We start from the raw sequence: 21,106 nt of genomic DNA, 5'->3' as shown, positions 1-21,106 counted from the left end.
TATAACTATCAACATTAACATACAAACAACTAATTGCAACAATGGGCTTAACTAAAATAATTTCATCAATACTGCTATTGATGGCTTTTGTTGTTGCTGCGCAGGCACAGGTAACGGTTACCCTCGTTGACGGAGAAGGAAAACCGGTTGCCGAAGCTACTGTAGAAGCCAACAAAAAAGTAATCGGCAAAACCGATGCCGATGGTACCGCCACACTGGATTCCTCCTACCTCAACCAGCAATTGTGTTTTACACATGTGAGTTTCCAAATGTTTTGTGAGAAAGTAACCAGAAACGTGAACAAATTCACCTTAAAATCAAACGATAATTTTTTAGATGCAGCAGTGGTTACTTCGTATGAAAGTACCACTAGAAGAACAACTATTGGAAACGTCTCCACTATTGATATGACGAAAGTACCTGTACTTAATACAAGTAACTCGCTCTCGGCTCTACAAGGATTAGCACCAGGATTAGATATAAAAGTTAGCGGGGGTGGCCTTGGTCAAGCGTCTAAAGTAAGGATACAAGGTGATCAAAGTCTTCTTTTCGCAGCACCACCCATATACGTAATAGATGGAGTAGTAATTTCAGAATATCAAACAAATTCTATAGCTAAGACACCACAGGGTGGAAATCAAGTAATTCCAGCCATTCCCAATCAAAACTCAAGAGGAAACTTCATAGACTTCATTGACTTTAACAATTTAGAAAGTATAACTATACTTAAAGACGCTGATGCAGTGGCAATATATGGTAGCAGGGGAGCAAATGGAGCGATTGTAATTAAAACAAAAAAAGCACTTTCAAATACAATAACTCTAATATCAAATTCAAATTTGAGTTGGCAACCAAGACGCCTAGATTTGATGAATACAGAAGAATATCTTCAAATGAGAAAAACAGCAATAAATAATAGTGGAATCACAAACATAAGTGGTCAAGCATTCTATGACATGACACTATACGATTCAACTGAATATAACGACTGGCAAAAAATTGTTATGGGACATTCTGTCTTTAACTATAGTATTGGTTTTTCTGTATCCTCTTATACAAAAGGAGCATCAAATAGATTCTCATTCAATTTCAAACCAAATAAGCATTTTTATGACGACAAAAGCTACTTTAATCAATTTAACATAAGTAACAATTGGGAGAAAGAGTTACTCAATAATAATCTCATAATTACAAATACAAGTAATATTGGTTTCACATTTTCAAACCAAAATTCAATAGACTTAACTAATTTCTCTGTAACTGCACCACCTAACCTACCCATAGAAATTTGGAACAAAGATGAAGTAATATGGAAATATAAAGATAAACAATTATATGCTAGCAACATTCAACATCCTTTAAATAGATCTGAAGATATTCTTCAATACAATAATATTGACATGATAAATTCTTTAAACATAAAATATAGAATAAATAGAAATATTGATTATGATTTTATATATGGTCTTTCATACAATACTTCTACTGACAAATATATTACACAAATAAATTCTTCTGGTAGATTGATTTACCCAAATGTAATTGGATCATATAGTCTAAAGAAATATGAATCTTGGAAACATAATCTAGAAAGCTTCATAACATTAAAAGATATAAAAATTTTTAATTTAATACAAATAACTAATATCTCAGGTATTAACTACAATAATAGTAACAATGAAGGTATACTAGTAACTTATACAGGAAATCCAATAAAAGAGTATGTAACTAACATCAACTATTACAATACAGGATACAATAAATCACAAGATCAAATTTATTATAGATATTTTGCCATATACAATAGACTTTTAACAAGAATAAATAATATCAATTTTAATATTAACTATAGGTATGACGGCAGCAGTAGATTCTCTCCAGAAAATAGATGGTCGTCATTCTACAGTTTTGGAATTGGCTGGAATTTATCAGATGAAAACTGGTTTAACAATAAAAATTTTTATTTAAAACCTAGAATTACATACGGTAGACTTGGGAATGACAACATACCAGATTACGGCTATATGCAGAGATTCATATACTCCAGCTCCCAAAATTATCCAAACAATGGAATAATAAAAGAAATAAATTTGTATTCAAGAAACTACAAATGGGAAGACTTAAGAAAGTCAAATATAGGTATCGACTTAAAATATAAAAAAATATCTCTCATCCTAGATTACTCACTAACAAAATCTAAAGATTTACTAATAAATTATAGACTACCGGAATACTTAGGACAAACTAGTATTTTCAGGAATTTCCCAGGTGTATTCGAAAATAGATCATTAGAAATAAACTTAGGATATTCAATTAACTTCAAAAAAGAAAAAACTTTAAATATACAATCAATATTTACTATCCCAACAGACAAACTTGTAAGCTTCCCTGATATTGAAAAATCTTCATACGCAAATACACTAATTATTGGAAAAACAAAATCTCTTTCCCCATATTTCCAATATGCAGGAGTAGATCAGGGTACAGGATTGTACTCGTATTATGACAAAGACGGAAAAATAATCTATTCAAAAACACTAGCTAAGAGAGAACTTATTGAAACCCCAATCAATTTTTATGGAAGTTTTATCATCAATTATCAATCGAAAAAAATCTCAGCAAACCTAACATTATTTTACAGAAATGAAAAAAATATAGATAGGAAAATTCTAAACTATGGGGTGACTCAGGCATCACCAGGAGACAATACTAACAATTACAGATTTCTTCTATATGAAAACTTTGACGTAAACAATAATTCCAATTATCAAAAATTCATTATCTCCAGTGCTCCTAATTTGCCAAATGGTTATCTTAACAAATTAAATAGTAATTTCTTAAGAATAAACAACTTATCCATAACATACAAGTTAGAGAAAATAATTGGAATTCAAGGAATCAACTTTACGGCCTATATAAACAACTTACTAATAGCTACTAGTAACAAGGAACTCAATTATGAAAACAACTCTAATAATTTATTACCTATACTATTAAACACAGGCATAACTACACAAATTAATTTCTAAATCATGAAAAAATATATTTTAATTCTTGTTTCAATTTACGTAGCTTCTTGTGAAAAAACAATTTCCGCACCTACTAATAAATCATTTATTGTTATTAATGAAATAATTTCCGATGAGAACTTATTAGATTCATATATATCTAGTATATATAATGATTTATACACTTTATTTAACAATGAGACGTCAAATACGCCTGATGCTAACATCAGTGTGATACTAGGAGCATTTTCGGATGAGTTTAAAGATGTATTTTTCCCAAGCAACAACATATTAAGAAACTCCTACAATAATTCGTACTACACCAACGAACCTATCGGAACACCAAACTTCTTCATTCCTTTTTATAAAATAATTATTAGATGCAATGTAATGCTAAATGATGTTTTAGACGAAGAAAAACACAGCCATAAAAAATATATAAATGAAATAAAGAGTATTAGAAGTATTTTATACTTCTACATAGTTCAACTCTACCAAGAAGCGCCGTTAATTACCTCCTCAGATATTGATATAAATTTTATAACACCCAGAACAAATACTAATATAATTATCAACTTTTGCATAGATGAACTAAACAATGTATTTTCATCAATACATGAAAATAAAAATAAAATAAATAATAGCAGTACTAATTTCAGCTACACTGAAAGGATCAATAAAGACGTAGTATCTTATTATTTATCTGCATTCTACTTATTAAAAAAGGATTATAACAAATCAATTTATCATTCTTTATCTTTAATAGAAAAATACAATTTTGAGTCTAATTTTTCTAAAAAATTTGAAATACCATCATCTGAAAACATATGGCTCTTAAATCCTTCTTTCTCTAACCAAACTTTTCTATATAATAACGCTAATGCTACTTTTTTAAATTATAAACTAGTTCCTTCTATAGTACCATTCGTTTCTTTTACCAGACCCTTTTCCTTATCAGACTCTCTAATTAATAAAATGAGTGAATATGACAATAGACGAATCAATTTTATAGATTCAGTTTATTTTGAATCGAAATGGTATTATTTACCATACAAATATAAAGTTACTGGCTCTTACGATGTCAATTCTTTAAAAGAAAGATTTGTTTTGTTACGACTACCATTAGTTTACTTTAATCTAATAGAAGCTTACTATATGAATGATCAAAAGGATTTAAGTCTGTATTACTTAAATAAAATTTCCTCCATAAATTATTCTAAATATAATGATATCGAAAACATAGATTTACATATAATTTTAAAAGAACGACAAATAGAAATGTTTGGAGAAATGGGAGACAGATGGCTCACCTTAAAAAGAACTAACCTAATTGATAGCATTATGAAGATTTATGTTCCTTTAAAAAGCAAGGGGGAAAATAAATGGGACCCAAACCAAATGCTTTATCTTCCTATTCCTATTTCTGAAACAACCATAAATCCAAATTTGTAAAAAATCATTTTTATTCTCACTATTAATTAATAACATACCTCACCCCTAAAAAACCTCTCCGCCCCTGTAACGACGCATAGTTATACGAAGGATCAAACGTATACCCGTTCGGGTCTTCGTCGGCATATTTGTCAAACGGATCAAAAGGACGCAGAATACCGTTTTTCGGTACAAAATCAAAGATGTTTTTAATGCCGCCGTAAATCTCAAACGATTTCCAGGCTTTTTTCAACTGCAGATTCGAGAGTACGTACCACGGTGAATATTCCGGCCTGAAATCATTGGGTACCACCGGTAATCGCATAGGGCCATTCCATTTGTTCGTAAAATCAACTGTCCATGAACGTGGTAAGGTTCTGCTAACGATCAGATTGCCCGTATAACGGGGTGCATACAACTGTATTGTTTTTTCGCCTCCCTCTTTGCTGTACACGTCCATATAGGTAATTCCTGCCTGTAACTGCCATTTGTTCGATTGTATCGCCGTAATATTCAGGCCGAGACCTCTATTCACCGCATATCCTTCCAGGTTATCATAAATGATCAACTGAGGATCCGTATCCAGATCTGCAATAATTTTATTCGTAAAATAGTTGTAGAAAACATTGATGTCGGCATCAATAATCCAGCTATTCAGATAGTACTTGTTCGAGTATTGCGCTAAAAAGTTATACGACTGCTCGGGTTTCAACGCTTCTTTAATCACCACTTCGCGCGCACCACTCAAAGCCGCATGGTCTTCGGTAAAGATACTCACCACCCGGTAGCCTGTACCCGCACTTAACCGGATCTGCTGCACCGGATTAATCTTATACTTCCAGCCTACCCTGGGTGATGATACCCAGCCGTGTGCCGAATGATGGTCTAACCGGTACCCCAGCAACAACGCATGTTTACCCCACTCTGATTCGTTCTGTACAAACACGCCCGGTAAACGGGTATGCTTTGCAGCTACATAGCCTTCCGTTGCCGGTGTATTGTCATCGTAATAGGTATACCGGTAAGTAGCTCCTACCAATAAGCTCTGGTGCTCGCGCCATTGTTTGTTCCATAAAGCCTGTACAAACGCTACGGTCTGGTCGGCATCAAAAGAGGTGTTTCCGTACATGGAGCGCTGGCGGTGCCCGTTCAGCGACCATTGCACGCGAATATCCTCTTTGGTAGCTAACTGATACTGCCCCAATACCTCCCAGCGGTTGGTTTCGATGTATTCACCATATACACTGTCTGTTCCGAGAAATTGTTTACCCCAGTTGGTTTGTCCGCCCCAGCGCTCCTCCCACACATACCTGCCGGCGAGGGATAATTCTTTACCACTTTTACGTTCGAGCGTCCATTTATTAAACAATGCGATTCTTTTTTGCAGTGCCATATCGGTAAAGCCGTCGTTGTTTCTGTCGATGCGTTGCTGAAAATTATAGTGATTGATGCCCAGTAAAGAATTCCATTTACCAGCTTTAAAAGCGGTGGAAACATCGGCCTGGCTTTCACCCCAGTCGGTGCCCATCAGATCTACAGAAAAACGGGGTGAGTTGTTGGGTGATCTGGTAATGATATTAATGATACCGCCCATGGCTTCAGAACCGTATAAAGCGGCGGCAGGGCCTTTTACCAGTTCTACCCTTTCTACGAGGCTATTGGGAATACCCGATAAGCCGTACACCGTACTGAGGCCGCTCACAATCGGCATTCCGTCAATTAAAATCAGTGTATACGGGCCTTCCATACCATTAATATGAATGTCGCCGGTATTACAAACATTACAATTAATCTGCGGCTGTACCCCGTTGATTAACTCAACCGATTCAAAAAAACTCATGGTCGGGTTTTTACTGAAAAAAGCCGGTTTATATAATTCAATGGGAACAATCGAAGCCGATTTAAAAACGGTTCGCATGTTGCCGGTCACTACCACTTCCTGTAAAGTGTCTTGTTTTTCTTTGTCTTGCGAAAATACATCCTGTGCTAAAAATACAAATCCGATGAGTAACAATATTTTATCCATATTAACTTTATTTTCTTCACAACAAAACTACAAAGTTAGATTCATCTAACAAATAAATTCGGGTATTTTTTTTCTATCCTGTACTTTTGAGTGAAGAATATGGCTATGGTTTCCTATACTGAAGAAAATTATCTCAAGTCGTTATTTCTGCTTTCGCAGGGTTCCGGCGAAGTGGGTGTGAACGAGTTATCGCAGCACCTGGGCATTAAAATGCCTACGGTCAACAGCATGATGAAAAAACTGCGTGAAAAAAAACTGGTGGTATATGAAGCCTATAAACCGTTAAAACTCACTGCCAGGGGTAAAAAAGAAGCGGGCTTAATTGTACGCAAACACCGTTTAACCGAGATGTTTCTGGTAGACATTATGGGTTTTACCTGGGATAAAGTACATGAAATTGCCGAGCAGATTGAGCATATTGCTTCACCGGAGTTTTTCGACCGGATGGATTCGATGCTGGGGCATCCTACGGTAGATCCGCACGGCTCACCGATTCCTGATAAAAACGGTAACCTGGTATGGAAACAATACCGGTCTTTGTTAGAAGTAACCGCCGGTGAAACGGTCAAACTCTGTGCAGTAATTAACTCAAGCGACGAGTTTTTAAGATTCCTGAATGCAAGAAACCTTCAGTTAGGTACTAAAATAAAAGTGGTATCGGTAGAGTCGTTCGACCAGTCGATGCGGGTGAGTTATACCGGCCATAGTGATGAAATGTTGTCGAAGATTGTTTGTGAGAAACTGTTGGTGGAGTAAAAGATCAGTTAAGAATTAATAATTAAAAACGGGCTGACGCTGGTTTTGAGCTTAATCTAATTTGCTGTATTCAATAATTATTAACTCTTAATTCTAAATTATTAATTACTCTCAGATACGCCATTGGTGTGCACCCGAAATACCTTTTAAAGTGTTTGATAAAGTGGGTTTGATCGAAGAAATTATATTGCTCGCAAATCGTAATCCAGTCGAGTGATGGATGTTGTTCGAGGTACGATTTCACGTGATTCATTTTTTCAATTTGTGCAAAGGCTTTGGGGGTCATGCCTACTTTTTCACTAAAGTGAGCTCTGAAAGAAGTTTCAGACATATTCAGCTGCCGGCAGATTGCTTTCATCTTTACATTACCGGCGTTTTCCTGAATAATTGAACAGGCATAAGCAATTTGCTCTATCGTAGCGGTAGTTCGGGCAGTGTTTTTCAGTTTATTTAAGAAGTACTGGTCAAATAACTTAAAGCATTCAGCTTCGTTTGGATAAACCTCTTCTATCCGGTGAATGGTTTCTTTGATGTCATCCAGTAAAATACCGGCATCCATACCTACTCCGGAAATTTTTCGAATGGCAGCTCCCAGCAAATAAAAAGCACCATAGGGTTTAAAAATAACCTGCAACAAACGGTCGGGTACCCGGCTAATCGTTACATAATTATCTACGGGGCCAACAAATACCATAGATGATTTTATTTCTTTTATCCCCTCTGCCAATAGGTGTTTACGGTTTATATCAAAACAAATGATAGAATGATAATCGGGGTGATAATGTGTAAGTGTATGAATGTTGTTGTTTTCAAACAGTACATAGCCCTCTATATAAGGTTGCAGAAGAGGGTGCGGTACAAACATTTTACTGCCCGGTTGCATAGTTGTTGGTTTGCTGGAAAGGAAATTTAACAATTGAAGTTACCGATTTTGAATCATTTTTTTTCAGGGTAACTGATTTTACCCAACCTCCTTTTTCTTTGACAGGCACAAAAAAAGACTGCACGTAAAAACGTGCAGTCGTAACACTAAATGTGTCGATACTTAAATCGAGCGAACTTTCATTCGCAATTCGAATATAGATAATGTTTAGAATCCAACCAATTTTTTAGGCCGGAAAAAACGCCACACACCACTCTCATGGGTACAACTGGGTAAAAATCAACCTGGTAGTGTGCTTTGTTTTTAGTTTATGCCATAAACAACATTATCGCATCAAATCCATGAATGGCGATTCAATATTATATACGTAGCTGGAATGATGTTTGGATGTTGAATACTGAAATTTTATTGCTTTTTTCTAACTTTAGTAACATTTTAGTGTAATTTCCACCTTATGAGCGATTTAAAGACCGATTATGATGCAGTAGTGGTTGGAGCCGGCCCGAACGGCCTGGCAGCAGCTATTACTATTCAGGAACAGGGTTTAAATGTTTTACTGATTGAGGCTACCGATACCATCGGGGGCGGTTCACGTACAGCCGAGCTCACATTACCCGGCTTTCACCATGATGTATGTTCAGCCATTCATCCGATGCAGGCTGCCTCCCCTTTCTTTGCAAACAGAGACTGGAAACGTTTCGGTTTAGAGATGATACTGGCTCCTATTGAAGCAGCCCACCCGCAGGATAATGGCGAAGTAGCCTGTTTGTATAACAGTCTCGATAAAACGATTCAGCACCTGCACAGCGACAGAGATGCGTTTTATGAATTGTTTGAACCGATGGTGAATAACTGGGCGAAATTACAACCCGATGTACTCGGTCCGATCGGTTTTCCACAGCACCTGTTTCCTTATATGAATTTCGGATTAAAGTCTATTCAGTCAGCTCAATCTATCGGCAAAAGATTTAAATCTAAATATACCAGAGGCCTATGGGCAGGAATGACCGCTCATAGTATGCAACCTTTAGAAAATCTTTCAACTGCGGCTATCGGTATCGTTTTAACCACCGTTGGTATGGTACACGGTTGGGCGATTCCGAAAGGAGGTTCACAAAGTATTGCCAATGCAATGGAGCAATATTTTCTTTCGCTCGGTGGAAAAATTCAAACCGGTACTCCTGTTAAAAACCTTGGCCAGCTACCATCGGCAAAAGCTATTTTGTTCGACCTGACGCCTAAACAGGTATTGGAAATTGCGGGTGAGTCGTTTTCTTCGCTATACCGTTGGCAATTGTCAAAATTCAAATACGGGATGGGCGTTTTTAAAATGGATTTCGCCGTTGATCGCCCGGTACCCTTCATTAATCAGTTATGTAACCAGGCATCTACCGTACATATCGGTGGTACATTCGAAGAAATTCAGGAAAGTGAGTCTGACATCTGGAAAGGCAAACATCCTGAAAAACCGTTTGTATTACTCGCGCAATCAAGTATGTTTGATGATACACGTGCTCCCGAAGGCAAACATACGATCTGGGCTTATTGCCATACCCCACATGGTTCTACAACGGATATGAGTGTTGCGATCGAAAATCAAATCGAACGATTTGCACCGGGTTTCAGAAAAACCATTCTTGCTAAAAATACAATCAACAGCAAACAGCTGGAAGCTTATAATGCCAATTATATCGGTGGTGATATTAATGGAGGGGTTCTCAATATTACTCAGCTGGTCAATCGTCCGGCATTACGCTTTTCTCCATATAAAACCAGTGCAAAAGGAATGTATATCTGTTCATCCTCTACACCACCGGGTGGCGGGGTGCACGGACAGTGCGGATTTCATGCAGCGAAACAGGCGTTGAGGGATTTGTGGAGAATTAAAGTGTAAAAAATTGGAACCATTAAGCAATTCAGAAATGAAGAGATAACCGGTTTGGCTTTTTGTTTATAGGTATCAACAGTACATAGCTAATGGTAGTTTTAAAAAGAAATTCAGCCGGTTACACGAAAAAAGTGTACCCGCTTAATCAGCAATGCGGCTTCCTGAATACCTTAATTTCTGAATGGTTCAAAGCCCGATTGTCCTATAATATAAAAAAAGATATAAACAGCTGATATTTAATATACTCTGATTAAATTTTACCAAGAAACCTTAAATTGCGTAATCCGGTAAAATATATTTGCCGAAATTTTGTTATTTAATTTGATAAGCTGTTAGTAACTTACAGCCCCTGAATGCCTTGATGAAGAAGGTATAGGTTGAAAAAAGTAAAGTAAGTATGGCGAAGAATTTATTGATTGTAGAGTCTCCGGCAAAAGCGAAAACCATCGAGAAAATCTTGGGAAAGGATTTTGAGGTGAAGAGTTGCTATGGACATATCAGAGACCTCGAAAAAGATGATATGGGAATCGATATCCAGAATAATTTCACCCCACGATATACGATTCCGGATGAAAAAGAAAAGGTGGTGAAAGAGTTAAAAAGCCTCGCACGGAAAAGTGACGAAGTTTGGTTAGCAACGGATGAGGACCGCGAAGGAGAAGCGATCAGCTGGCACTTATGCGAGGTATTGGGATTAGACCCCGGAACAACCAAAAGGATTGTTTTCCACGAGATCACCAAACCGGCTATTAAAAAAGCCGTTGACAATCCACGCCATTTAAATATGCATCTGGTAGATGCTCAACAGGCCAGAAGGGTTTTAGACAGAATCGTAGGATTCGAATTAAGTCCTGTTCTATGGCGTAAAATGAGCATGAAAAATAACCTGTCTGCCGGCCGTGTTCAAAGTGTTGCCGTACGCTTAATCGCCGAAAGAGAAAGAGAGATCAACGCCTTTACCGCTACTTCACAATTCAAACTGGAAGCCCAATTCATTGCCGACGACCTTAATAAGAAGCCGGTATTATTTACTGCAGAGGGCAAAAAATACGATCAGGAAAATTCAGCCAAAGCTTTCTTAGAATCCTGCAAAGGAGCCAACTATACTGTTACAGATATTCAGGTAAAACCGGGTAAAAAATCACCTGCAGCACCTTTTACAACTTCTACCCTGCAACAGGAAGCATCGAGAAAACTCGGTTACTCCGTTAGCAGAACCATGTTACTGGCCCAACGTCTGTATGAGAGCGGTAATATCACTTATATGCGTACTGATAGTGTGAATCTGAGTGATACTGCTATGGGTGAAATCAAAAAACAGATCACAGGTTCTTACGGGGCTAAATATTACCAGGCCCGTAAGTATAAAAATAAAAACGAATCGGCACAGGAAGCACACGAAGCTATTCGCCCTACTTATATGGAGAACAGTACCGTTGATGATCCGGATTGCAAACGTCTGTACGAACTCATCTGGAAGCGTACCATGGCCAGCCAGATGTCTGATGCCGAACTGGAAAGAACCATTGCCAAAATTTCAATTTCCACTAATAAAGAAGAACTCACTGCTCAGGGTGAGGTTTTAAAGTTTGAAGGGTTTTTAAAGGTTTACCGTGAAGACCACGACGACGAAGATTTACCGGAAGAAGAACAGAACGAAGGTATGTTACCACCATTAAAGGTAAAACAAAGCCTTGAACTGCAACAAATGAAAGCCATTGAACGCTTTAGCCGTGCGTCGCCAAGATACACCGAAGCTTCTCTGGTTAAAAAATTAGAAGAACTGGGCATCGGCCGCCCTTCTACTTATGCACCGACGATCTCTACCATTTTAAAAAGAGGATATGTAGAGAAGCGTGATAAAGAGGGTATTAAAAGAGCCTATCGTATTCTTCAACTGAAAAACGATAAGGTTTCGGCTTCTACTGCCGAAGAAAATACCGGAGCTGAAAAGTCGAAACTTTTCCCGACCGATCTCGGACTGGTAGTAACAGACTTCCTTAAACAACACTTCGACGAAATCATGGACTACGGTTTTACGGCCAGTATCGAAGAACGTTTCGATGAAGTAGCTGCCGGTAAACTGAAGTGGAATAAAATGATTAAAGAGTTCTATTCTCCTTTCAAAGAAGACGTAGACAATACCATAGAAAACGCCGAACGCATTAAAGGCGAAAGAGAATTGGGAGTAGATCCTGAAACCGGTAAAAAAGTAGTGGCACGTATGGGCCGCTTCGGTCCAATGGTACAGATCGGTGATGTCAGCGATGAAGAAAAACCAAGGTTTGCCGGATTAAAGAAAGATCAGTCTATCGAAACCGTTACCCTCGAAGACGCGATGGAATTATTCCAATTGCCAAGAACACTGGGTGAAATTGATGGTAACGAAGTAATTGTAAATACCGGCCGGTTCGGCCCTTACCTGAAAGTCGGAGAACAAAATATCTCTATTCCTAAGGGAGAAGATGCTTTAGCCGTTACTTATGAACGTGCCCTTGAGCTGATCGAAGAAAAAGCCAAGGCCGACGCTCCTATCGCTACCTACGAAAACAAACCGGTAACGAAAGGTACAGGAAGATTCGGTCCGTTTATCAAATGGAACGATCTCTACATCAACGTACCGCGCCGCTATAATTTTGAAAATTTATCGAAAGCAGATATCACAGAACTGATTGATGCAAAAGTTAGCAAAGAAGCCAACCGCTATATCCAGCAATGGCCCGAAGCCAAAGTTAGCATTGAAAACGGAAGATGGGGTCCGTTTATCCGCTTTAATAAAAAGATGCTGAAGCTGGGTAAAAAAGCAGATGACACAAAGTATACAGCTGAAGAAGCGGCAACATTGGAACTGGAAGAAGTGAAAGCGATGATTGAGGCAAGTATTCCGGGGGCCTTTTCTAAAGGAGCAGCGAAGAAAACCGCCGCACCTAAAAAAGCGGCAGCTAAAAAATCAGCAGCACCTAAGAAAGCAGCAAAAAAAGCGGCGCCTAAAAAAGCAGCGAAGAAAAAGAAATAGTCCGTTTGTATACAACCATTAAGAAAATACGTTATCCCGCAGATAACACAGAAAACATCGTTTCAATTCAAATATTACTTCAGCGCAGATCTGCGCTGAAGTAAATTTAAACTATACTATAACTTATCCGCTCAATCAGCGGGAAAACTTCACCTGTCAACATAGGAGGAATTAAGTGGTACAGCTTATCCGCAATTCTTAATGGTTTATTTTTTATTCCTATTCCCCGAAAACTATGAAAGAAAAAAATACCCACTGGTTGTTGCATTTATTCTTTCGAATCACGGGCATTGTGGTGCTCTTCTTCATCATTTACAACCTTCTGTTGAACGGCAGAAAAGATCCGTTGGGTTACGGCTTCCTCTATACCTGCATCTCTGTTATCCTGATCAGCTTTGTTTACTTTTTAGCTGAGTGCATTATACTTTATCGCAAAAGACGAACTTCTACATTATATGTAAGCCTGTTGTTGTTATTATCAGCAACAGGAGTTTTGTGTATTCTCTCCATTTTATAACAATAACACCTATGAAAATTAAAAAGATCCTGCTTTGGAGTATTGCGATCTCACTGGTTGTATTTGTATTAATGTTCATTTATGTTATAAAAACAAAATCTGCCGATATCAGCCGGTATACCCCTTTCAGTGAATGGATAGGGAAAACAGTGATTTTACCTGTTGAAACAGTTTTGTTCGAAGACAGAGATCCTTTCAATAAAAAATATCCCGCTATACTTTATGACAGCCTGCATCCTGACTGGCAACAGGTAGAACAAAGAAAACAATCGGCCACTGACGCTCATCATACAATAAGAATATTTCCTGCGGGATCCAGGTTGACAATAGAAAAAGCCATGATTTATACCAATGGGGTTTCAGGCTTTTCTACAGCTATGCTGTTTGGCACAATTAGTGACAGTAGTAAAAACTATCCGGTAAGTTACAAATGGGGAACTTATAGTGCAGGAAGAGCATTCGATCAGCTGAAAGAATGCTGGTCGTTTCATCAGGCGCCCTGGCAATTGCAGCGGGATACTTCCTACTATTATCTTCCTGAAGGAAACTGGTAATAATTTAAAAAGAGGTTAACAGGTAAAGTCAATTCGTAATTTATGAGTAAAAAACAATTGGGTCACGGTTTCTGTATTATTGATAATTCTTTTATTCTTCATTTTGACAGTGAAGTGTATAAAAAATTTTATACGATTATTGACTTTGCCAGTTTCGAAATAATAAAAAGCAACGGATCAACTTTCCATTACTTTAAGGATAAAAAACATGTTTACCTGGAAAGTTATATGAATGCATTTACCATTCTTCCCGGGGCCAATCCGGCAGATTTTAAAATCACTGATTTTGCAACCGGATTCAGCAATTCGGGAAACCACGATTATATTTTCGATACGCTGCTTCCCTATAGTTTAAAAGATTACACTATTCTTTCTGAATATTATCAGTCGGTTGGAGACAAGATTTACTTCAACTATTACACAGAAGTACCGCAAGCTGACAGAAAAAGTTTTCAGGTATTAAAGGGAGATACGGTAAAAAATGTAGCAAAAGATAACAATCATGTTTACTTCCGCGAAAAGATTGTGGCAGATGCCGATGCAGCAAGCTTCGAACTGCTGGAAGAATGTTTTACCGCCACCTATTACAGAGAATGTGATCATACGTACTACGCAAAAGATAAAAATTATGCGTTTTACATAGATACCATCGCAAAAGATTTTAAGAAGATCAAAACAAAAACGCTTGATCAGCTACACTTTAAAGTAATGAATGAATTGGGGTATGCTATAGACGGAAAATACCAATATCTTTTTGGCAAAAGGAAACCGCTTTCGGTTGAACAGGGATAGGAACCATTCAGCAATTAAGAAATGAAGGGGGAGTTTTTAAAGCAGATCTGCCCCTTTCTCTCAGTCTCCACTTTCTATTTTCAATTCTCCCTTCTTAATTCTAAAAGTGCTTATTGTATATTTTAGAATACCAAAATGTTAATTTGTGGATAATCTTTTTTTCAGAATCCCGAAACTTATAGGAACTTGGATTATATTTCCCACAAAGAATGAATCAAAACAAGGAAATATCATCCCTTTTTACGTTGATCGATGACCCTGACGAAGAAGTATTCGCCGAGGTTGCCAATCGTATCATCACTCATGGGCCGAGATTGATACCCTCACTCGAAGCCTACTGGGAAGGTGCGTGCCAGAGTATGATTCATAAAAGAATAGAGGTGCTCATTCACCGTTTACGCTTCCAGGAGCTTTCCCGGGCTTTTGAGGAGTGGGCTTCCATTGAAGAACCGGATTTACTCACAGGCTATTTACTGGTAACCAAGTTTGAATATCCTGAAATCAACGAATCAGAAATTCAACTGGCGATTGAAAAACTCCGGAAAAACGTATGGCTAGAGTTAAATAATTACCTGACCCCGCTCGAGCAAGTCAATGTTCTGTCAAGCATCTTTTACAACTACTATCAACTGGAAGGTTCGGCAGTGAACTACGAAGATCCTGTTCAGTTCTATCTCAATAATTTATTAGAAAAGCGAAACGGTAATACTATTTCGAACGGATTACTCTATTTAATCATCGCCGATTTATTAGAAATTCCGGTAAAAGTATTGAATATTCCGCAGCACTTTCTTTTAGGGTATTTTCGTACTCATCAGGATCCGTGGGGGCATATTTTAAGTGCTGATACTCCACAATTTTATATCGACCCCACTTCGGGGAGCTTATACTCACAACAAAATATCGATGAGTATTTCCTGAATCACGGTATTGAACCACAACCTCAATTATTGTCTCCAATCGACAGCAAATCTGCAATAAGGATACTTTTACTCGAATTGAGTAAATGTTATCAAAACAAATCAGAATTTTACAAATACGAAGAGCTGCAAAAGCTCGCTCACCTCACAAAAGCGACCTGAGAACGCTGGTATTAAATTTTTATGTATTTTTTTGAAAATCGATGTGCTGCGCAATGATTCATCAGCAGACAGGAAGTTTATTGCAGAAAAGTAATTTATCCTTCAGTAAGGCACAAAAAAAAGCCTCCTGTAGAAACAGTAGGCCTCTAACGATTGCTTGCCATATGAAAAAGTTCGAAATATCTTTTTAGTGATCAACAGTAACTATTTTGTTGCTCTGTTGATGATGTAAAATTACAATCCTAAAAGTCGTATTGCAAATCAAAAAAACTGATATTTCATTATCTCAAAGCTCTAAAAAAAATTATAACTTATTAATATTCAACAAAATAAGCATTCTTTTTTTATTACCTCAAAGAAGAATTCAGTCAAGATATTTCTTTAAAAATGTTCATTTTTTGCATCAATCATTAAAAATGACACAGTCACACACACAAAGAGCTGTCTTTATAGACAGCTCTTTTTATTATTTAATGTGCTGAGATGCAGGGAAAAGAATCTTTCATTGTTGCAAGCGGGCAATTATAATCAGTTTTGCCGTAAACAACTCTTAATTTACTTAAACTCCCAACGTCCAGCCTTCTCTGTATTCTCTTTTCACAAATTGGTTAGCCTCTTCAAAGTTGGTAATTTTCAGTGCTTTAGCATCCCAGTTCAGGCGTTTTCTGCCCAGGTACTTATCGTCCCACCCTTTCAGGTTCGGATTTTTCATCATAAAGCTTCTGATAGCCAGGTTACCGATCAGGATACTTTCGGTAAAAGGGCCGGCATATTCAAATGGTGAAGAGGTTGTACCGTTTCCATAACCGGCGATACAGGCATTTACCCATTGAACGTAGTGTCCTTCAGGAACTCTGGCCAATGTTTCTTTCGGCATGGTATCCTGTTGCATGCGGATAGTAGGAATTAACCTTGGATTTTCTCCATAACAATCACACATGATTTTTCCTTTATCTCCTTCGAAAATAACTCCACCGTCCCAGTTGCCCATCGGCTCATCAGAACCCAGTTCTTCAGGGCGTGGCGGTCTTAGTCCTCCATCATACCAATGTACTTTAATACTGCCGTTACCGGTTGTTTTAGGATATACCAGGTGAATGATAGAAGACGGAGGGCAGCTGTCAGTATTCATTGTATCGTTCCACATTTCTTTCCAGATAGTGGCTAGGCTACATTCAACTGAGCTAGGATATAAAATTGGAAGGATTCTAAAAACGGGATCCATGATATGGCAGGCCATATCGCCTAAAGCCCCTGTACCGAAATTCCACCAGCCTCTCCAGTTAAACGGAACATAGGCAGGGTTATAATCGATATACTGAGCAGGCCCTAACCAAAGGTTCCAGTCAAGTTCAGCAGGTACTTCATGTGTACCGGTAGGAGTCGGTAACCCCTGCGGCCATACCGGCCTGTTCGTCCAGCAATGTACGGTATGTACTTCGCCGATCATTCCGGCATCTACCATTTCTTTCATTTTTCTAACACCATCACCGGAGCCACCCTGATTACCCATTTGAGTAACCACTTTATATCGTTTAGCCGCTTCAGTGAGTACCCTGGCCTCATGGATACTGTGTGTTAATGGCTTTTGAACATACACATGCTTATTCAGTTGTATGGCAGCCAAAGTAGCTACAGCGTGTGTGTGATCAGGGGTTGATACTGAAACAGCATCAATGTTTTTGTGTTCCTTCGAAAGCATTTCTCTAAAGTCTTTGTAATAAGTGGCTTTGGAGAATCTTTCTCTGGTTTTTTTGGCAGCTTCATCGCTAACGTCGCACAGTGCAACAATGTTCACTCGCGGGCTCTTAGCAAAGCCTGCCAGGTCAGATGCGCCTTTACCACCTGCTCCGATACCTGCAATATTCAGTTTATCAGAAGGGGCTACGTATCCGTTTCCGCCAAGTACATGGCGGGGAACAATAAAAAATCCTGCAGCAGCAAGCGCAGAATTTTTTACAAAAGTTCTACGAGAATTTTTATTACTCATTGGTTGACTGTTTTTGCTAAAAGGATTTAGTTATTAAAAACAGGTACAATTTAAGATAAAAAAACCCGAAAAACCAGCTATTGGTGAAACTTATTTTAAGAATTTACCAATTGAGCCTTTAAAGTTATGTTTGCATTAAATAATAAACTTACCGGGCAGTTTTCTTTTGCTTCATTGGCATATTTCTGAAAATCCTCTTCCGATAAGCCCGGAACTTCAGCAGTTAACTCCAATGCAGATTCACTGATTTTTCCATCTTTCAGCTCTACAGCCGCACTGGTGGTTAATCTGGTAGGGGTATAACCTGCCCCGGATAATACAAAACTTAATTTCATGGTAAAACATCCTGAGTGAGCTGCTGCCAGTAATTCTTCAGGATTAGTGCCTCTTCCGTCTTCAAAACGGGTCGCAAATGAATAAGCATTCTCATGCAGCACCCCACTTTGGGTACTCAAATGGCCACTACCTTCTTTACCTGTTCCTGTCCATACAGCTATTGCAGTTTTTTTCATACTTTGTTGTTTTTATATTTGAAATAAAAAATGACGATTCAGTGGAATGACTTCGGGAAAATCGAAATAGCGGGCAGGCACAATTGAAACAGTAGCAGAATTTCTCAAAGCCCAAAAACCGGCGTATCAACTTACTATCAATTTTAGTGCTAAAGGTATTAAAAAGTCGTCTGTTCAAACAACAGAGTTGAATTAAGAGAAGAATTGAAAGTGGAAAATGAAAAATGTAGAATTCTTAACTATTAATTCCTAATTATTAATTGATGAGCAATCTTTTGCCCATTTCTTAAATGATTTATCTCAATTATTAACCCCTTAGGTACCATTTTTTTTGTTAATCACGATCAATAAATTAAATAGTCAGAATGATTTAAACAACTGTCTGACCTGCTCTATTACATTGATTTTAATACACTTCTATTTTTTTCATTTTTTTACTGCTACATGACCTTCATTGAGCGCTGAATGTCGCATTCAAATATAATCGTAACTTTCTCTTCGTAATTCATTGGTTACATGCTTAGGATGGGTTAAATTGCTCATTAAAGCCATTTGTATGAGATTCAAAGCTATTTGGGTACAAGAAACAGCTGAAGGAAGATTTCAGCGCAGCATTATTGAAAGATCAGTGGAAGATTTACCTAAGGGAGAGGTAGTGATCCGTGTACATTACTCAGCCCTGAATTACAAAGATGCTTTATCAGCAACAGGAAACAGGGGTATTACCAAACTGTTTCCACATACACCGGGTATTGATGCAGCCGGTATCGTGGTGAGTAGTGAGAACCCTGACTGGAAAGAAGGCGATCAGGTGTTAGTGACCGGTTATGATTTAGGAATGAATACCCACGGTGGATTCGGCGGGTTAGTACGTGTTCCCGCAGAGTGGATCGTTGCTTTGCCCGAAGGGCTGACGTTACAACAGGCAATGATTTTAGGTACCGCCGGTTTTACTGCGGCGTCTGCTATTTATAAATTAGAACTGTTAGGCCAGTCACCAGCAATGGGGCCGGTTGTAGTAACAGGTGCTACCGGAGGTGTGGGCAGCATGGCAGTTGCCATACTTTCTAAAATCGGTTATCAGGTAATTGCCATTACCGGTAAAAGTAATGCAGGTGATTATCTTCGTCAGTTAGGCGCGCATCAGATTGAAAAACGTGATTATGTAAATGATGAAAGCGGCAAATTACTGATCAAACCAAAATGGGCAGGTGGTATTGATACTGTAGGTGGTAACACGCTGGCAACACTGTTAAAAGGATGTATGACAGAAGGTGCTATTGTAAGTACCGGATTGGTTGGTTCTCCTAAACTAAACACTACCGTATATCCTTTTATTCTTAACGGAGTCAGTTTGATTGGCGTAGGCTCGGCTGAAACGCCCATGCGTATCCGGAAAATTTTATGGAATAAATTATCTACCGATTGGAATATCAATGAGCAATTAAACGGAATAGCCAGAGAAGTTACCTTAGAAGAATTGAATGATACCTATATCGATGCAATATTAAATGGTCAGATTACCGGTCGGATACTAGTAAAATTGAATACTTAATATGAACATTGTCAGATGGGAAATCCGGGAAATGTATTCATATGGCAGAGGCATTTATGGATACATTCTCGATTCACTGGAAACCACTTCCCCAACATACCAGACAGGTCAGTTTATGACTGTTTTGCTCGATTATGAAGGAGCCATTTACCGGCGGGCATATCCCATCTACACAGTTCCGGGTATTGATGACGGTTTAGGTATTTTAGTACGTTCCGACACCCACTACAGTTTTGAAGCGCATATTCATGAAACATGGGAGCCCGGCACCCAGATTTTCACTTATCCACCCACCGGAAAAATGTTGCTCGAAACGCCGCCTGATGAAGGACGGCTGATTATTTGTATCGCCGAACATCCTTTTTCCGCTTCCATCTATCCCCTCATTAAACAAATTTTACATACAGAACCCGACTCACAGATACATTTACTTTATCAGTCGCCTAATGAAAAAGAAGTACTTTTTCAAAAAGAACTAAAAGCCTTACAAACTGCTTTTCACATGCATTTTCGCTGGGAAAGCTTTTATACGGAACCCCACTATAATCCGGCTCAACCCATCCCCCACCGCCAGTTAACCATTGAAACAATCGCCCAGTCTCTCAGCGACTACGATCCCTCCGACCAGGGAATACAGGTATTCATTTGTGGAAGTAACCAGTTTACGCGTATGGCTGTTGTAGCTGCAAGAATTACAGGTTATCGTGAAGATATTCTGAGATGGCAGCTGTTCAGCCCCGACATTATCACCGCACCTGCCGAAATGCAACCGCAGGATGAGTATAAAATCACGCTGTACTACGGTGTAAAATGTTATGAATTTTATAGCCGGCCCGATGAAAGCCTGATCGATTCGATCAGCCATCACAAACTCGACATTCCCTATAGTTGCCGGGGTGGTACTTGTGGTGAATGCGCCGTCATTGTTCGTAAAGGCGATTATATCATGACCAAAAATGAAGTATTAAAAACACAAGACCTTAAAGAAAACCAGGTATTACTTTGCACCTGCTTTGCGAAAAGCGATCTTGAAGTTTGTTTTCCCAATTATGTATACCTGAGTCTGGGTGACAAACTGATGTGGGATTGAGTAAAT

General features: G+C 38.4%; 15 protein-coding genes. 11 read left to right on the top strand and 4 right to left on the bottom strand.

Annotation, left to right across the window (positions count from 1 at the left end; genetic code table 11):
* The first annotated feature begins 41 nt into the window (after positions 1-41).
* Both D9O48_RS12775 and D9O48_RS12770 read left to right on the top strand, forming a co-directional pair.
* Positions 42-3,029: a TonB-dependent receptor plug domain-containing protein gene (locus tag D9O48_RS12775; protein WP_126973368.1), complete on the top strand. Its 2,988-nt coding sequence runs from the start codon at positions 42-44 to the stop codon at positions 3,027-3,029.
* 3 nt (positions 3,030-3,032) lie between these two features.
* Complete coding sequence (locus D9O48_RS12770; protein WP_126973367.1) at positions 3,033-4,460, top strand: RagB/SusD family nutrient uptake outer membrane protein; 1,428 nt, start codon at positions 3,033-3,035, stop codon at positions 4,458-4,460.
* Positions 4,461-4,482: 22 nt separating this feature from the next.
* Here D9O48_RS12770 and D9O48_RS12765 read toward each other — a convergent pair whose 3' ends face one another.
* Positions 4,483-6,465 carry a TonB-dependent receptor plug domain-containing protein gene (locus D9O48_RS12765; protein ID WP_126973366.1) on the bottom strand — a complete coding sequence of 661 codons (1,983 nt, stop codon included), beginning with the start codon at positions 6,463-6,465 and terminating at the stop codon, positions 4,483-4,485.
* A 105-nt stretch (positions 6,466-6,570) separates the two neighbouring features.
* On the opposite strand from D9O48_RS12765, the gene D9O48_RS12760 reads away from it, so the two are divergent.
* Positions 6,571-7,221 (top strand): metal-dependent transcriptional regulator, encoded by a 651-nt coding sequence (locus tag D9O48_RS12760; RefSeq protein WP_126973365.1) that lies wholly within the window; start codon positions 6,571-6,573, stop codon positions 7,219-7,221.
* A 70-nt stretch (positions 7,222-7,291) separates the two neighbouring features.
* Here the strand turns inward: D9O48_RS12760 and D9O48_RS12755 are convergent, their stop codons facing one another.
* Positions 7,292-8,104, bottom strand: a complete 813-nt coding sequence (locus D9O48_RS12755) for an AraC family transcriptional regulator (protein ID WP_126973364.1) — start codon at positions 8,102-8,104, stop codon at positions 7,292-7,294.
* A gap of 454 nt (positions 8,105-8,558) precedes the next feature.
* On the opposite strand from D9O48_RS12755, the gene D9O48_RS12750 reads away from it, so the two are divergent.
* The 6 genes from D9O48_RS12750 (at position 8,559) to D9O48_RS12725 (ending at position 15,953) form a co-directional block, all read left to right on the top strand.
* A complete protein-coding gene (locus tag D9O48_RS12750; RefSeq protein ID WP_126973363.1) occupies positions 8,559-9,998 on the top strand; it encodes a phytoene desaturase family protein in 1,440 nt (479 codons plus the stop codon).
* A 391-nt stretch (positions 9,999-10,389) separates the two neighbouring features.
* Positions 10,390-13,008, top strand: coding sequence for a type I DNA topoisomerase (gene topA / locus D9O48_RS12745; RefSeq protein ID WP_126973362.1), 2,619 nt, complete (start codon positions 10,390-10,392; stop codon positions 13,006-13,008).
* A 235-nt stretch (positions 13,009-13,243) separates the two neighbouring features.
* Positions 13,244-13,525 carry a hypothetical protein gene (locus D9O48_RS12740; RefSeq protein ID WP_126973361.1) on the top strand — a complete coding sequence of 94 codons (282 nt, stop codon included), beginning with the start codon at positions 13,244-13,246 and terminating at the stop codon, positions 13,523-13,525.
* A gap of 11 nt (positions 13,526-13,536) precedes the next feature.
* Positions 13,537-14,079, top strand: coding sequence for a hypothetical protein (locus D9O48_RS12735; protein WP_126973360.1), 543 nt, complete (start codon positions 13,537-13,539; stop codon positions 14,077-14,079).
* A 42-nt stretch (positions 14,080-14,121) separates the two neighbouring features.
* Positions 14,122-14,871 (top strand): DKNYY domain-containing protein, encoded by a 750-nt coding sequence (locus tag D9O48_RS12730; protein WP_126973359.1) that lies wholly within the window; start codon positions 14,122-14,124, stop codon positions 14,869-14,871.
* A 209-nt stretch (positions 14,872-15,080) separates the two neighbouring features.
* Positions 15,081-15,953 carry a transglutaminase family protein gene (locus tag D9O48_RS12725; protein WP_126973358.1) on the top strand — a complete coding sequence of 291 codons (873 nt, stop codon included), beginning with the start codon at positions 15,081-15,083 and terminating at the stop codon, positions 15,951-15,953.
* 559 nt (positions 15,954-16,512) lie between these two features.
* Here D9O48_RS12725 and D9O48_RS12720 read toward each other — a convergent pair.
* Both D9O48_RS12720 and D9O48_RS12715 read right to left on the bottom strand, forming a co-directional pair.
* Positions 16,513-17,943 carry a Gfo/Idh/MocA family protein gene (locus D9O48_RS12720; RefSeq protein ID WP_126973357.1) on the bottom strand — a complete coding sequence of 477 codons (1,431 nt, stop codon included), beginning with the start codon at positions 17,941-17,943 and terminating at the stop codon, positions 16,513-16,515.
* A 95-nt stretch (positions 17,944-18,038) separates the two neighbouring features.
* Positions 18,039-18,455, bottom strand: coding sequence for an OsmC family protein (locus tag D9O48_RS12715; protein ID WP_126973356.1), 417 nt, complete (start codon positions 18,453-18,455; stop codon positions 18,039-18,041).
* Positions 18,456-19,011: 556 nt separating this feature from the next.
* Between D9O48_RS12715 and D9O48_RS12710 the strand changes: the two genes are divergently transcribed.
* Together D9O48_RS12710 and D9O48_RS12705 are read left to right on the top strand one after the other, a co-directional pair.
* Positions 19,012-20,010: a YhdH/YhfP family quinone oxidoreductase gene (locus tag D9O48_RS12710; RefSeq protein WP_126973355.1), complete on the top strand. Its 999-nt coding sequence runs from the start codon at positions 19,012-19,014 to the stop codon at positions 20,008-20,010.
* A 1-nt stretch (position 20,011) separates the two neighbouring features.
* Positions 20,012-21,100, top strand: a complete 1,089-nt coding sequence (locus tag D9O48_RS12705; protein ID WP_126973354.1) for an iron-sulfur cluster-binding domain-containing protein — start codon at positions 20,012-20,014, stop codon at positions 21,098-21,100.
* The last annotated feature ends 6 nt before the right edge of the window (positions 21,101-21,106 follow it).

Source organism: Gynurincola endophyticus, assembly GCF_003991195.1.
Taxonomy (GTDB): Bacteria; Bacteroidota; Bacteroidia; order Chitinophagales; family Chitinophagaceae; genus Gynurincola; species Gynurincola endophyticus.
This window is presented reverse-complemented; position numbering and strand designations above follow the sequence as displayed.